The sequence below is a fragment of the Nocardioides kribbensis genome (assembly GCF_015070375.1).
GTDB classification, from domain to species: domain Bacteria; phylum Actinomycetota; class Actinomycetes; order Propionibacteriales; family Nocardioidaceae; genus Nocardioides; species Nocardioides kribbensis.
On the sequence record NZ_JADCLL010000001.1, the window covers coordinates 1,142,265 to 1,156,363 of the forward strand.

General features: G+C 73.0%; 13 protein-coding genes. 3 read left to right on the forward strand and 10 right to left on the reverse strand.

The genetic code is table 11. The features are described 5' to 3' along the window. The first annotated feature begins 71 nt into the window (after positions 1 to 71). Positions 72 to 1,055: a LacI family DNA-binding transcriptional regulator gene (locus IR170_RS05195; protein WP_193661423.1), complete on the forward strand. Its 984-nt coding sequence runs from the start codon at positions 72 to 74 to the stop codon at positions 1,053 to 1,055. A 33-nt stretch (positions 1,056 to 1,088) separates the two neighbouring features. On the opposite strand, the gene IR170_RS05200 is transcribed toward IR170_RS05195, so the two are convergent. The 4 genes from IR170_RS05200 to IR170_RS05215 all read right to left on the reverse strand — a co-directional run bounded on the left by IR170_RS05200 (position 1,089) and on the right by IR170_RS05215 (position 6,596). Further along, positions 1,089 to 3,137, reverse strand: a complete 2,049-nt coding sequence (locus IR170_RS05200; RefSeq protein ID WP_193661424.1) for a beta-galactosidase — start codon at positions 3,135 to 3,137, stop codon at positions 1,089 to 1,091. Positions 3,138 to 3,251: 114 nt separating this feature from the next. Beyond that, positions 3,252 to 4,595, reverse strand: a complete 1,344-nt coding sequence (locus tag IR170_RS05205) for an ABC transporter substrate-binding protein (RefSeq protein ID WP_193661425.1) — start codon at positions 4,593 to 4,595, stop codon at positions 3,252 to 3,254. Between the two features lie 119 nt (positions 4,596 to 4,714). Next, on the reverse strand, positions 4,715 to 5,692 hold the full coding sequence (locus IR170_RS05210) for a carbohydrate ABC transporter permease (RefSeq protein ID WP_193661426.1): 978 nt from the start codon (positions 5,690 to 5,692) through the stop codon (positions 4,715 to 4,717). Position 5,693: 1 nt separating this feature from the next. Continuing rightward, positions 5,694 to 6,596: a carbohydrate ABC transporter permease gene (locus tag IR170_RS05215; protein ID WP_193661427.1), complete on the reverse strand. Its 903-nt coding sequence runs from the start codon at positions 6,594 to 6,596 to the stop codon at positions 5,694 to 5,696. Between the two features lie 155 nt (positions 6,597 to 6,751). On the opposite strand from IR170_RS05215, the gene IR170_RS05220 reads away from it, so the two are divergent. Next, positions 6,752 to 7,174, forward strand: a complete 423-nt coding sequence (locus tag IR170_RS05220) for a hypothetical protein (protein WP_056863681.1) — start codon at positions 6,752 to 6,754, stop codon at positions 7,172 to 7,174. Between the two features lie 15 nt (positions 7,175 to 7,189). Here the strand turns inward: IR170_RS05220 and IR170_RS19820 are convergent, their stop codons facing one another. The 5 genes from IR170_RS19820 to IR170_RS05240 all read right to left on the reverse strand — a co-directional run bounded on the left by IR170_RS19820 (position 7,190) and on the right by IR170_RS05240 (position 12,129). Next, the gene (locus IR170_RS19820; RefSeq protein ID WP_264674740.1) at positions 7,190 to 7,321 is read right to left on the reverse strand and encodes a hypothetical protein; all 132 of its coding nucleotides are present in this window, start codon (positions 7,319 to 7,321) and stop codon (positions 7,190 to 7,192) included. Next, positions 7,318 to 7,953 (reverse strand): potassium-transporting ATPase subunit KdpC, encoded by a 636-nt coding sequence (gene kdpC / locus IR170_RS05225; RefSeq protein ID WP_193661428.1) that lies wholly within the window; start codon positions 7,951 to 7,953, stop codon positions 7,318 to 7,320. Before kdpC ends, IR170_RS19820 begins: the two co-directional genes overlap by 4 nt. Before the next feature lie 12 nt (positions 7,954 to 7,965). Next, positions 7,966 to 9,969 (reverse strand): potassium-transporting ATPase subunit KdpB, encoded by a 2,004-nt coding sequence (gene kdpB, locus IR170_RS05230; RefSeq protein ID WP_193661429.1) that lies wholly within the window; start codon positions 9,967 to 9,969, stop codon positions 7,966 to 7,968. Then, positions 9,966 to 11,630: a potassium-transporting ATPase subunit KdpA gene (kdpA, locus tag IR170_RS05235; RefSeq protein WP_319804912.1), complete on the reverse strand. Its 1,665-nt coding sequence runs from the start codon at positions 11,628 to 11,630 to the stop codon at positions 9,966 to 9,968. Before kdpA ends, kdpB begins: the two co-directional genes overlap by 4 nt. A gap of 238 nt (positions 11,631 to 11,868) precedes the next feature. Then, positions 11,869 to 12,129 (reverse strand): GlsB/YeaQ/YmgE family stress response membrane protein, encoded by a 261-nt coding sequence (locus tag IR170_RS05240; RefSeq protein ID WP_056904218.1) that lies wholly within the window; start codon positions 12,127 to 12,129, stop codon positions 11,869 to 11,871. 192 nt (positions 12,130 to 12,321) lie between these two features. Between IR170_RS05240 and IR170_RS05245 the strand changes: the two genes are divergently transcribed. Next, positions 12,322 to 13,770: an MFS transporter gene (locus IR170_RS05245; RefSeq protein WP_193661431.1), complete on the forward strand. Its 1,449-nt coding sequence runs from the start codon at positions 12,322 to 12,324 to the stop codon at positions 13,768 to 13,770. Here IR170_RS05245 and IR170_RS05250 read toward each other — a convergent pair. Continuing rightward, complete coding sequence (locus tag IR170_RS05250) at positions 13,767 to 14,090, reverse strand: GroES family chaperonin (RefSeq protein ID WP_425572641.1); 324 nt, start codon at positions 14,088 to 14,090, stop codon at positions 13,767 to 13,769. The genes IR170_RS05245 and IR170_RS05250 overlap by 4 nt on opposite strands. Between the last annotated feature and the right edge of the window lie 9 nt (positions 14,091 to 14,099).

Here is a 14,099-nt window from a genome sequence, read left to right on the forward strand (position 1 = left end):
CACCACCACCGAGAGCAGGCCCGTTGACCACCACCGAACCCCCTCCCCCGGCCCCGCACCGGCGCGTGTCCATGGCCGACGTCGCCAAGCTCGCCGGCGTCTCGGCGCAGACGGTCTCGCGGGTCTCCAACGGGGCCGGCGACGTCGTCGACGCCACCCGCGAGCGGGTCCTGCGGGCGATGGACGAGCTCGGCTACCGGCCCAACGGCGCCGCACGGGCCCTCAAGCGCGGCGAGTTCCGCACGATCGGCGTCGTGCTCTTCACGCTGTCGACCACCGGCAACATGCGCACGCTCGAGGGCATCGCCGACTCCGCCGCCGAGCAGGGCTACGCGATCACGCTCCTGCCCGTGGCCCCCACCCAGGCCAAGGTCGCCGGCGCCTTCGACCGGCTCAGCGAGCTCGCGGTCGACGGCGTCATCGCCATCATGGAGGTGCACCTGCTCGACACCGCCCAGGCCGTGCTCCCGCCCGGCATGACCATGGTCGTGGTCGACTCCGGCGGCACCGACCGCCACTCCGTCGTCGACACCGACCAGCACCTCGGCGCCCGGCAAGCCGTGCAGCACCTGCTCGACCTCGGTCACGAGACCGTCTGGCACGTCGCCGGCCCCGAGGCCTCCTACGCCGGGGAGAGCCGCTGCGAGGCGTGGCGCACGACCCTCGAGGCGGCCGGTCGCACGGCGCCGCCCCTGCTGCGCGGCGACTGGAGCGCGGAGTCGGGCTACGCGGCGGGCCAGCGGCTGGCCGGCGAGCCGGGCTGCACCGCGGTGTTCGCCGCCAACGACCAGATGGCCCTCGGTCTGCTGCGTGCCTTCCACGAGGCCGGCCGTCGCGTGCCGCAGGACGTCAGCGTCGTCGGCTTCGACGACGTGCCCGACGCGGCGAGCTACATCCCTCCGCTCACCACGGTGCGGCAGGACTTCGCCGGCGTCGGGCGCCACTCGGTGGCCGGGGTGCTGGCCCAGCTGCGCGACCGGCGCACCCCGCCCACCACGGTGCTGGTGCCCACCGAGCTCGTCGTGCGCGAGAGCACCGCTCCCCCGCCCGACTGAGGCCCACCCCGACGGAGGCCCGGCGGGCCCGGCTCAGTCGGCGCTGCGCACGACGACCACCTCGCGCGGGGCGATCACGAGCCGGTCGGAGGCGGGGGCGGCGCCGTCGATCACCTCGCCGGCCGGGGCCGGGAGCTCGACGTAGCCGTCGGTGCGGTTGACGAGGAAGCGGTACTGCTCGCCGTCGCGCTCACGACGGATCAGCTCCACCGCGCCGCGCGCCTCCTCGGGCAGCTCGGAGACCACGCCCGCGTCTCGGGCCAGGTCGGCCAGCACCGGCGCGACGCCGCTCGCGCCCAGCCGGGTCCCGACGTACGACGCGGAGCCCGCACCGACCGGGCGGCGGGTCACGGCGGGCGAGCCGGCGTGCACGCCGTCCTTGTAGCGCACGCGCACCTCGACGGCCGGGTCGACGACGTCGACGCCGTCGGCCCACACCGAGCCCGCCGAGCCGTTGTCGAGGTCGACGCTCGTGCCGGGCTCCAGCGGGCCGAACTCCTCGATCCGCAGGCCGAGCAGGTCGCGCAGCGCGCCGGGGTAGCCGCCGAGCCAGACGTGGTCGTGCTCGTCGACGACACCGGAGAAGTAGGTGGTCACCAGGTGGCCGCCGCCGGCGACGTAGGCCTCCAGCCGCTCGGCCAGGGCCGCCGGCACGACGTGCAGCACCGGCGCCACGACCAGGGCGTAGCCCGACAGGTCGGCGGTCAGGGGCACGACGTCGGCGCGCAGCCCCAGGTCGAGGCAGGCGGAGTACCAGTCGAGCGCCTCCTGGCGGTAGCGCAGCTCCTGGGTGGGGGTGCCGCTGCCCTCGGCGGCCCACCAGGAGTCCCAGTCGAAGACGATGGCGATGTCGGCGGGGCGCCGGCTGCTGCCCACGACCGGCGACAGGGCGGCCAGGCGCGCGCCGAGCTCCTGCACGGTGCGGTGCAGGGCGGTGCCGGTGCCGGCGTGGGGCAGCATCGCGGAGTGGTACTTCTCGGCGCCGCCCTGCGACTGGCGCCACTGGAAGTAGCAGACCGCGTCGGCGCCGTGACCCACGTGGGTGAGCGAGTCGCGCACGAGGTGGCCGGGGCGCTTGGGGACGTTGACCGACTTCCAGTTGACCGCGCTGGTGGAGTGCTCCATGAGGAACCACGGCCGGCCGCCGGCGATGCCGCCGGTGAGGTTGGCCGAGAAGGACAGCTCGTCGAGCGGGCGCTCGCCGTCCTGCACGTAGTGGTCGTTGGAGACGAAGTCGACGTCGGCGGCCCAGGCGGCGTAGTCCATGCCGCGCGTCTCCCCCATCACCATGAAGTTGGTGGTGACCGGCACGTCGGGGGTGATCGCGACCAGTACGTCGCGCTCCGCGCGCAGGTGCTCGGCGAGGGCGTCGGAGGAGAAGCGCTGGAAGTCCAGGCGCTGGGTGGGGTTGATGAAGGAGCCGTGGCCGGCGAAGCGCGGCGGCAGCACCTCCTCCCACGCGCCGTAGCGCTGCGACCAGAAGCTGGTGGCCCAGGCGTGGTTGAGGGCCTCGACGCTGCCGTAGCGCGCCTGGAGCCAGGTGCGGAAGGCGCGCGCGGCGTCGTCGGAGTAGTCGTGGACGTTGTGGCAGCCCAGCTCGTTGCTCACGTGCCAGGCGGCCAGCGCGGGGTGCTCGGCGTAGCGCTCGGCCACGGCGCGCACCAGGCGCAGCGCGTGCTCGCGGAAGACCGGCGAGGTGGGGCGCCAGTGCTGGCGGGCCCCGGGCCACACGGTGTGGCCCTCGAAGCTCACCGGCAGCACCTCGGAGTGCAGGGTGGTCAGCCACGGCGGCGGCGAGGCGGTGGCGGTGGCCAGGTCGACGGCGATGTCGTGGGCGTGCATGAGGTCCATGACCTCGTCGAGCCAGGCGAAGTCGAAGCGGTCGGGCGCCGGCTGGAGCCGGGCCCAGGAGAAGATCGCGACCGACACGACGTTGACCCCCGCGCCGCGCATCGCGGCGACGTCCTCGGCCCACACCTCCCGCGGCCACTGCTCGGGGTTGTAGTCGGCGCCGAAGGCCATGCGCGGCTCGTCGGGCCGGGTGGGCCAGCGCAGCCAGCGGTGGGAGGTCGGGGCGGTCATGGTGCGTGCTCCTCGGAGGAAGGGACCGTCGGTACGACGGGACCGGGCCGGGCCGGTCCCGTCGCACCGACGGGGGTGGGGCGGGGTGCTGCGTGCAGCGGGAGGCGGGTCAGGTCAGGAGACGGAGAAGCCCTGCTGCTCGCCGTACTCGGTCATCTGCTCCTGCCAGGCGGCGAGGCCGTCGGCGAGGGGCTCGTCGGAGACGTAGGCCTGACCGACGGTGTCGTTGAAGATGCTGTTGGCGTAGACCTGGAAGGGCAGGTAGGACCAGCCCTCGGCGACCTGGCCGGCCGACTCGGAGAGCACCTCGTTGACCTTCTGGTCGCCGAAGTACGGGAACTCCTTGCCGACGAACTCGTCGGACTCGATCTCCGCGACGGTGGCGGGGAAGGCACCGCCGTCGACGCGGGTCTGCACGCCGTCCTCGACGTTGGCGTACTCCAGGAAGGCGTAGGCCAGCTCCTTCTCCTGGGCGTCGGTCGGGATGGTCAGCGAGGAGCCGCCGTTCTCGGCGGTGGTCTCGGCGCCGGCCTCCCACTGCGGCATCGGCGCGACGCGCCAGTCGCCCTTGCCGTCGGGGGCGCCGGACTCGAGGTTGGCCGGCATCCAGGCGCCGGTGACCAGGGTGGCCACGGTGCCGTCGTTGAGGCCGGAGAACCACTCGTCGCTCCACGAGCTGATCGGGGCGAGGAGCTCCTCGTCGATCATGGTCTGCCAGGTGTCGGCGTAGGTCTGCGCGCCCTCGTCGGAGAACTCGATGGTGACGTCCTCGCCCTCGGAGGCGAACGGCTGGGCCCCGGCCTGCCACATGAGGCTGGTCGCGAAGCCGGCGTCGCCGGTGTCGTTGGTGATGTAGACGTCGGGGTCGGCGGCCTGGAGGTCGCGACCGGCCTGCATGAACTCCTCCCAGGTGGTCGGCACCTCGATGCCGTACTCCTCGAAGACCTCCTGGTTGTAGAACATCGCCATCGGGCCGGAGTCCATGGGCAGGCCGTAGATGCCGTCGTCCTGCTGCACCGAGGACCAGGGGCCGGGGGTGAAGGTGTCCTCGAGGTCGGCGGCGCCGAACCCGCTCAGCTCGCTCACGCTGCCGGCCAGGGAGAACTGCGGCAGGGCGTAGTACTCGACCTGGGCGACGTCGGGCACGCCCTTGCCGGCCGAGACCGCGTTCTGCAGGGCGGTGTACTGGTCGTTGCCGGTGCCGGCGTTGACCAGCTCGACGTCGACGTTGGGGTACTCCGCCTCGAAGTCGCTGACGACCTTCTCCAGGGTGGGCTCCCACGCCCACACGGTGAGGGTGCCGCCCTCCTCGAGCGCGGCGTCGACGGCGTCGGCGGAGACCTGCTCCCCGCCGGAGGCGGAGTCGTCCCCCGAGCCGCAGGCGCTCAGGCTGAGCGCCCCGACGGCGGCGACGGCGACCGCTCCGAGCCAGCGGTTGCGTCGGTTCGTGTTCTTCATGGTGTGGGTGGTCCTCTCGGATCGTGCCTGCCCTGGACGGTGCGTCCCGGGGGGATCGGTGGGGTGCTGCGGGTGGTGGTGCGGGTGGTGGTGCGGGGTGGTGGGGCGCGGGTGCGCGCTCACTCCTTGACGGAGCCGGCGGCCAGGCCCGACTGCCAGTAGCGCTGGAGCAGCAGGAAGACGGCGACCAGCGGCAGGATGGTGACCACCGAGCCGGTGATGACGAGGTTGAAGACGGCCTCGCTGCCCGCGGTGGACGCCTGGGCGTTCCACGCGTTGAGCCCGAGGGTGAGGGGGTACCAGTCGGGGTCCTTGAGCATGATCAGCGGGAGGAAGTAGTTGTTCCAGGTCGCGACCATGGTGAAGAGCAGCACGGTGACGACGCCCGGCATGAGCAGCGGCAGGCAGATCTGCCAGAACACCCGGAACTCCGAGGCGCCGTCGACGCGCGCGGCCTCCATGAGCTCGGTGGGGATGGCGTCGGTGGCGAAGGTCCACATCAGGTAGAGGCCGAAGGGCGAGATGAGCGACGGGATGATCACCGCCCACGGCGTGTTGGTGAGCCCCATCTGGCTGAACATCAGGAAGGTCGGCACCGCCAGCGCCGTGCCCGGCACCGCGACGGCCCCGATGACGACGGCGAAGACCGCCTTCTTGCCCGGGAAGTCGAAGCGCGCCAGGGCGTAGCCGCCCAGCACCGCCAGCGCGGTGGCGCCACCGGCGCCGAGCACGACGTAGAGCAGCGTGTTGAGGAGCCAGCGCAGGAAGATGCCGTCGTCGTAGGTGAAGGTCTCGGTGAGGTTGGACCACAGCGAGAAGTCGTCGGAGAACCACAGCCCGAAGGAGGTGAAGAGGTCGCCCTGGGTCTTGGTGGCGTTGATGACCAGCCACAGCAGGGGCACCACGCTGTAGACGAGCACGATGCCGGTGAGAGCGGTCAGCAGCGGGCTGCGCCGGGCGCGGCGCTCGGCGGGGGCCCCGGTCACCGGGACGCCGCCGCGGCGAGCGCCGGAGCGGCTGGAGCGCAGGCGGGGGCCCGGGCGGACGGGGGCCGCGCCACGGTCGGGCGGGGTGGGGGCCAGGGGCGTGGTGGTCACGTCAGAGCTCCTTGCGCATGCCGCGCAGCTGCACCACGTAGGCGATGACCATGGTCACCAGGCCCATCACGATCGCGACGGTGGCGGAGTAGTTGTACTGCTGGCCGGAGAAGGACAGCGAGTAGGCGTAGAGGTTGGGCGTGAAGTCGGTGGTGATCGCGTTGGGCGCCAGGCTCTGCAGGATGCTCGGCTCGTTGAAGAGCTGGAAGCTGCCGATGATCGAGAAGATCGTCGCCACCACGAGCGCGCCGCGGATGGCGGGCAGCTTGATCGAGGTGATCACCCGCCACTCGCTGGCCCCGTCGATGGAGGCGGCCTCGTAGAGGCTGGTGGGGATGGTGCGCAGGGCGGCGAAGAAGATCAGCATGTTGTAGCCGACGAACTCCCAGGTCACGATGTTGCCGATCGAGGCCAGCACCCAGGTGGGGCTGAGCGGGTCGGGCAGCGAGGTGCCGAAGGCGTCGTTGACGTTGCCGACCAGGCCGAAGCGGTCGCCGTACATGAAGCCCCACATGAGCGAGGCCACGACGGCGGGCACGGCGTAGGGCAGGAAGATCGAGATCCGGAAGAACGACGCGCCGTAGAGCCGCCCGCTGTCGATGGCCAGCGCCACCAGCAGCGCGAGCAGCAGCATCACCGGCACCTGCACGACCAGGAAGAGGCCGACGCGGGTGAGCGACTCCCAGAAGGCGTCGTCGCCGAGCACCTGGGTGTAGTTGTCGAGCCCGACGAACGACGTGCCGCCGATGAGCTGGTCGCGGAAGAGGCTGAGGTGGACCGAGTAGACGATCGGAGCCAGGAACACCAGCGCGAAGACCGCGACGAACGGCGCCAGGAAGCCCCAGCCCGTCCACCGGCGGCGGTTGCGCGGGGCGCGGTCTGCGATCGGTTGCTGGACCGCCATCGGCCTGCCTCCTCGGGGTGTCGCCGGATGCGATGTTTGCGTAAACATCGCGTTGTGAGGATGGTTACATCCCGCCCCGGCGTCCGTCAACGCCCCGACCGTCACTTCCTCGCCCGGGACTCGTTGGACAGGTCTCCGCCCCTGAGGAGCCACCCGTGTCCAGCACCCCGACCAGCCCGCTCGTCGACCCCGCCCTGCTGCAGCACTGCCGCCGCTCGGCCGAGGCCGGGTTCCCCTTCCGCGTGCGCACGCCCGCGGTCGCGGCGACCCTGCTCCTCCAAGGGCTGGCCACCCGCGACGCGAGCGACCCGCTGCTGCTCACCGGACTCCCGCTCGCGCTCACCTGGGCCCCGCCGGCCCGCGACCCGCTGCCGCTGCGACCCACGGCTGCGTCCGCCGCCCCCGACCGCCCGCGGCGCTGCGCGAGCGGTCATCACCTCTCCCCCGTCGCCGCCGAGGTCACCGGGGTCCGTCAGCGGGGGGCCGCCGACGTCCTCGGCGGCGAGCGGGTCGAGCTGTGCGCCCGCTGCGCCTCGATGCTCGCCGACGCGGGCTACTTCACCGCCCGGCCGGCCTGAGGGCCCGGCACCGCCTCAGTCGAGCAGCACCCGCAGGCCGGTCGCGAGGAGCGCGGCCAGGGCGCACGCGGCCGCGACGAGCAGCAGCCCGCCGTCGTGGGCGATGCGTGCCCGCGGTCCCGGGTGGGGTGACGACGGGCGCCTCACCGGTCGCCCCCCGTGGTCTCCAGCCCCGCCGCGTCCACCACGGCGAGGTTGAGCCCGAGCACGTCGACGCGGGGCTCGCCGAGCACGCCGAGCGTGCGACCGGCGGTGTGCTCGGCCACCAGCTCGCGCACGGCCGCCTCCGGCAGGCCGCTCGCCGCGGCGACGCGCGGCACCTGCAGGGCGGCGTACCGCGGCGAGATGTCGGGGTCGAGCCCGGAGGCCGACGCGGTGACCGCGTCGGGCGGCACGTCGGCGACGTCGACGCCCTCGCGGGCGGCGACCTCGGCCTGCCGCGCGGCGATGAGGTCGAGCAGCTCGGGGCTCTCGGGGCCGAGGTTGGAGCCGTAGGTCGCGAGCATGTCGTAGCCCTCGCCGGCGGCCGAGGGACGGGGCCGGAAGAGCCGGTCGTCGTCGACGAGCTGTCCGACGAGGGCGGAGCCCGCGGCCTCGTCGGGGTCGGTGGTGCGCTCCCCCTCGACGGTCACCAGCGAGCCGTCGGCCCGCCAGGGGAAGGCGACCTGGGCGACGCCGGTGACCAGCAGGGGGTAGGCCACGCCGAGCAGCAGCGTGGCGGCCAGCAGCACGCGCAGGCCGGCGAGGCTCTGGCGGGAGAAGGCGAGCAGGGTCTTCACGCGGGGGTCCTCTCAGAGACCGGGGACGAGGGAGACGAGGAGGTCGAGCAGCTTGATCCCGACGAAGGGGGCGACCAGGCCGCCGACGCCGTAGAGCAGCAGGTTGCGCCGCAGCAGGTCGGCGGCCGACGACGGCCGGTAGGCGACGCCGCGCAGCGCCAGCGGCACCAGCGCGACGATGACCAGGGCGTTGAACACGACGGCCGACACGATCGCCGACTCCGGGCTGCTCAGGCGCATCACGTTGAGCACCTCCAGCTGCGGGAAGGCGACCACGAACATGGCCGGCAGGATCGCGAAGTACTTCGCGACGTCGTTGGCGATCGAGAAGGTTGTCAGCGCCCCGCGGGTGATGAGCAGCTGCTTGCCGATCTCCACGACCTCGATCAGCTTGGTGGGGTCGGAGTCGAGGTCGACCATGTTGCCGGCCTCCTTGGCCGCGGTCGTGCCGGTGTTCATCGCCACCCCGACGTCGGCCTGGGCCAGCGCAGGTGCGTCGTTGGTGCCGTCGCCGCACATCGCGACCATCCGGCCGCCCTGCTGCTCGCGGCGGATGAGCGCGAGCTTCTCCTCGGGCGTGGCCTCGGCGAGCACGTCGTCGACGCCGGCCTCCTGGGCGATCGCGTGGGCGGTCACCGCGTTGTCGCCGGTCACCATCACCGTGCGGATGCCCATGGCGCGCAGCTCCGCGAAGCGCTCGCGCATGCCGTCCTTGACGACGTCCTTGAGGTGCACCACCCCGAGCAGGCGGGCCGGCCCGTCGCCGACGCGCTCGGCGACCACCAGCGGCGTGCCGCCGCTCGCGCTCACCTCCTGCACGGCGGCGTCGACCTCCGGGGAGGCCACGCCCCCGCCGTCGAGCACCCACCGCGACGTGGCCGAGGCGGCTCCCTTGCGCACGCTGCGACCGTCGAGGTCCAGCCCGCTCATCCGGGTCGTGGCGCTGAACTCCACCAGCGACGCCCCCGCCGGCACCCCGTCGTACGTCGAGCCCACGAGGTCGACGATGCTGCGCCCCTCGGGGGTCTCGTCGGCCAGGGAGGCGAGGAGCGCGGCCTCGGCCAGCTCCGCCTCCGGGACGCCGCCGGCCGGGAGCAGCGCGCTGGCGCGCCGGTTGCCGTGGGTGATGGTGCCGGTCTTGTCGAGCAGCAGCACGTCGACGTCCCCGGCCGCCTCCACGGCACGCCCGCTCATGGCCAGCACGTTGCGTCGCACGAGCCGGTCCATGCCGGCGATGCCGATGGCCGAGAGCAGGGCCCCGATCGTCGTGGGGATCAGGCACACCAGGAGCGCCACGAGCACCACCACCGACTGGTCGGCGTCGCTGTGGTCGGCGATGAGGTAGAGCGTCGCGCAGACGACGACGAAGACGATGGTCAGCGCCCCCAGCAGCACGCCGAGCGCGATCTCGTTGGGGGTGCGCTGGCGCTGCGAGCCCTCGACCAGGGCGATCATCCGGTCGACGAACGACTGCCCCGGCGCGGAGGTGATGCGCACGACGATGCGGTCGGAGAGCACCGTGGTGCCGCCGGTGACGGCGCACCGGTCGCCCCCGGACTCCCGGATCACCGGGGCCGACTCCCCGGTCACGGCCGACTCGTCGACCGAGGCGACGCCCTCGACGACGTCGCCGTCACCGGGGATCCGCTCCCCCGCCTCCACCACGACGAGGTCGCCGACGCGCAGCGAGGTGCTCGACACCTGCTCCTCCTCGCCGCGGCGGTCCAGGCGACGTGCGGTGGTCTCCTGCTGCAGCGCCCGCAGGCTCGCGGCCTGGGCCTTGCCCCGGCCCTCGGCCACCGACTCGGCGAGGTTGCCGAAGAGCACGGTGAGCCACAGCCAGAGCGAGACGAGGACCGCCAGTGCGCTGGGGTCGAGGACGCTGAGCACGGTGGTCGTCACGGCCCCGACCTCGACGACGAGCATGACCGGGGTGGCGAGGAGGAGGCGCGGGTCGAGCTTGCGCAGGGCGCCGGGCAGCGCCGCGCTGACGGTCGTCAGCAGAGAGGTGGTCACGAGAGGGACTCCACGATCGGGCCGAGCACGAGCACGGGCACGTAGGTCAGACCGACCAGGACCAGGGCGACGCCGGCGAGCAGGGTGACGAAGAGGGGACGGTGGGTCGGCAGCGTGCCGGCCCCGGGCGGTCGTGGGTGCTGCTCGGCGAAGCGCCCGGCGAGGGCGAGCACCAGCACCATCGGCACGAAGCGGCCCAGCAGCATGCACAGGCCGAGCAGGGTGTTCCAGAACGGCGTGCCCGACGTCAGCCCACCGAAGGCGCTGCCGTTGTTGTTGCTCGCCGACGTCACGGCGTAGACCGCCTCCGTCAGCCCGTGGGGGCCGCCCTCCTGCAGCCCGGCCAGACCGGCCGGAGCGGTGAGGGCCACGGCGCTGCCGACGAGGACGAGCACGGGGGTGGTGAGCACGTAGCCCGCCACCAGCACGATCTCGCGCTGGCCGATGCGCTTGCCGACGTACTCCGGTGTGCGACCCACCATCAGACCGCTGAGGAAGACGGTCACGACGGCGAGCATCAGCATGCCGTAGAGCCCCGACCCGACACCGCCGGGCGAGATCTCGCCGAGCATCATGTTGAAGAGGGCGATGCCCCCGCCGGGGGCGGTGAGCGAGTCGTGCATGGCGTTGACCGCACCGGTCGAGGTGCCGGTCGTGACCGCCGCCCACAGGGCCGACCCGGCGGTGCCGAAGCGGACCTCCTTGCCCTCCAGCGCTCCGCCGGCGAGCTCGGGCGCGGAGCCGGGCCCGGCCATCTCGGCCCAGGTCAGCAGGGCCACCGAGGTCGTGAGCAGCAGGGCCATGACCGCCACCACGGCGCCGCCCTGACGGCGGTCGCGCACGAGGTGGCCGAAGGCCCAGGCCATCGCGAAGGGCACCAGCAGCATCAGGTACGTCTCGAGCAGGTTGCTGGCCGGCGACGGGTTCTCGAAGGGGTGGGCGGAGTTGACGTTGTAGAAGCCGCCGCCGTTGGTGCCGAGCTGCTTGATCGCCTCCTGGCTGGCCACCGGTCCGCCGGTGATCTCCTGGGTGGCGCCGCTCAGCGTGGTCACGGCGTGGGGCTCGGCGAGGTTCTGCACCGCCCCGAGCGCCACCAGCAGCAGCGCGGAGAGCAGCGCGATCGGCAGCAGCACCCGCACGACGCCGCGCACGAGGTCGGTCCAGAAGTTGCCGACCCGACCGTCGCGGCCGCTGCGGGCCAGGCCACGCGCCAGGGCCGCCGCGACGGCCATGCCGACCCCGGCCGAGACGAAGTTCTGCACCGTCAGACCGGCCATCTGCATCGTGTGGCCCAGGGCGGCCTCGCCGGAGTACCACTGCCAGTTGGTGTTGGTCACGAAGCTGACCGCGGTGTTCCAGGCACCGTCGGCGGGCAGCGCCGGGAAGCCGAGGGACAGCGGCAGGTGCTGCTGGAGGCGCCCGAGGGCGTAGAGCCCGAGCACCCCGACCATCGAGAAGCCGAGCACCGACAGGGCGTAGGTGCGCCAGTGCTGGTCGGCGTCGGGGTCGAGGCGCAGCAGGCGGTAGGCCGCCGACTCGACGCGCAGGTGGCGCGGGGAGAGGTACATCAGCGCCAGCCGGCGCCCGAGGACGGGCACGGTGAGCGCGAGCAGCGCGGCGAGGAGGAGGACCTGGCCGAGCGCGGGGCCGAGCGCGCTCACCGCAGCGCGCCGACGAGCAGCGTCAGCAGGAGGAAGGAGACCAGGGTCAGCAGGAGGAAGGCGAGATCGGGCACCCCCCTTGTCTAGGGCCGCCGCCTGGCGCCGCCGCCGGGTCTTGACGCTTCCCTGACGCCCTGCCGGCCGCCGTTGACGCATCCCTGGCGCGTGGACCCCGGGACGCAGACCGCCCCGCCGCGCGGGTGCGCGGCGGGGCGGGAGGTCGTGCGGTGGGAGAGCGTCAGACGCGGGTCTTGTTCTTGCCCGCGACGCTCTCGGCGACGCCGATGAGGAGCACGGCGGCGATGACGGCGAGCACGAAGCCGATGACGTTCAGCTCGAAGATGCCGCCGGTGCCGAAGAGCTGCGCGATGAGCCCTCCGATGAGGGAGCCGACGAGGCCGAGACCGAGGGTCGCGAGCAGCCCCAGGTTCTGCTTGCCGGGCTTGATGAGGCGCGCGAGCGCGCCGATGATGAGGCCTGCCACAAGGAATCCGATCATGGAGCAGACGCTACGCACGGGGGCGGCCCGACCCATCACCCGTGGAGGTGACACGTCGGGGCACAGGCGTGCTCCCGCGCCGGGGCGGGCGCCGGTGGGAATGCCGCACCCCGGGTCGTGGTTGAGTCACGGTTGACCCGCGCAACCAACCGCGCGGACCGCCCCACGAGCCCCACCCAGGAGCCCCTCCCCGTGTCACCAGCGATCCGTGGCAACCAGAGCCTCACCTTCGCCGTCCTCACCGTCGCGGTCTCGTCCTTCGCGCTGCTGCAGTCGCTCATCGTGCCGGTGCTGGCGCAGATCCAGCTCGAGTACGACACCGACCAGACCACCGTGACGTGGGTGCTGACCGCCTACCTGCTCTCGGCGTCGATCGCGACCCCGCTGCTGGGCCGGATCGGCGACGCCGTGGGCAAGAAGAAGATGCTCGTGGTCACCCTGAGCGCCCTGGCCGTGGGCTCGCTCATGGCCGCGCTGGCGCCGAGCATCGGCTGGCTGATCGTCGCCCGGGTGGTGCAGGGCCTCGGCGGCGGCGTGCTGCCGCTGTCGTTCGGCATCATCCGCGACGAGTTCACCGGCCGGGTCACCGGCGCGCTCAGCGTGATCGCCTCGCTCACCGCGGTCGGCTTCGGCGCCGGCATCGTGGTGGCCGGCCCGATCGTCGACTCGCTGGGCTACCACTGGCTGTTCTGGCTGCCGATGATCGCCACCGCCGTCGCCGCCCTCGCCGCGCTCGTGCTGGTGCCCGAGTCGCCCGTGCGCACCCCCGGGCGCCTGCCCGCCCTGCCCGCCGTGCTGCTCGCCGGCTGGCTGGTCGCCCTGCTGCTGGCCGTGAGCCAGGGCAACAAGTGGGGCTGGGCCTCGATCGAGGTGCTGGGCCTGCTCGCGGCCGCCGCCGTCCTCGCCGCCCTGTGGGTGCGCGTCGAGACGCGGGTGCCGGTGCCGCTCATCGACATGCAGATGATGCGCCTGCGCGGGGTCTGGACGACCAACGTCGTCGGCGCCTTCGTCGGCTTCGGCATGTTCGCCTCCTTCGGCTTCCTGCCGCAGTTCCTCCAGACCCCGTCGGCGGCCGGCTACGGCTTCGACGCCACCATCACCGAGTCGGGCCACCTGCTGCTGCCCAGCGCCGTGGCCAGCTTCGTGGTCGGCTTCCTCACCGCCCGCCTCATCGGCCGCTTCGGCGCCCGCCTGGTCATCGTCACCGGCACCCTGATCAGCGGTGCGGCCTTCGCCTCGATGGCGCTCTTCCACGACACCACCGCCCAGCTCTACGCCGCCACCACGGCCCAGGGCCTCGGCTCGGGCCTGGTCTTCTCCAGCCTGGCCGGCGTGGTCATCGCCAGCGTGCCGCGCGAGCAGACCGGCGTGGCCAGCGGCATGAACGCCAACATCCGCACCATCGGCGGCTCCATCGGCTCGGCCGTCATGGCCGGCATCGTGACCGCCCGGATGAACCCGGCCGGCTTCCCCGAGGAGAGCGGCTACACGATCGGCTTCGCGATCCTGGCCGTCGGCATGCTGGTGGCCGCGGCCGCCGCGATGCGGATCCCCGACATCCACGACCCCGCGACCGAGCAGACCGACGACGCGGTCGAGCTCGAGCCGGAGGTCCCCTCGCCGCAGCCGGTCAACGGCTAGAGGTAGAGCCCGGTGGCCTCGTCGCCCAGCCGCTCGGCGGCCACGGCGTGCACGTCGCGCTCGCGCATGACGACGTAGAGCTCGCCGTGCACCTCGACCTCGGACTTGTCGTCGGCGTCGAAGAGCACGCGGTCGCCGGTCTCGACCGAGCGGGCGCTGGGCCCGGTGGCCACGACGCGGGCCCACGAGAGCCGGCGCGCGCCCATGGCCGCGGTCGCCGGGATCACGATGCCTCCCGACGAGCGGCGCTCGCCGGCCTCGGCGTCGATCTCGACGAGCACGCGGTCGTGCAGCATCTTGATCGGCAGCTTGTCCGACACGGGCTCGGC

Coding starts and splice junctions, on each gene's coding strand:
- IR170_RS05195 (WP_193661423.1), top strand. CDS start 72: ATGGCCGACGTCGCCAAGCTCGCCGGCGTCTCGGCGCAGACGGTCTCG.
- IR170_RS05200 (WP_193661424.1), bottom strand. CDS start 3,137: ATGACCGCCCCGACCTCCCACCGCTGGCTGCGCTGGCCCACCCGGCCC.
- IR170_RS05205 (WP_193661425.1), bottom strand. CDS start 4,595: ATGAAGAACACGAACCGACGCAACCGCTGGCTCGGAGCGGTCGCCGTC.
- IR170_RS05215 (WP_193661427.1), bottom strand. CDS start 6,596: ATGGCGGTCCAGCAACCGATCGCAGACCGCGCCCCGCGCAACCGCCGC.
- IR170_RS05240 (WP_056904218.1), bottom strand. CDS start 12,129: ATGATCGGATTCCTTGTGGCAGGCCTCATCATCGGCGCGCTCGCGCGC.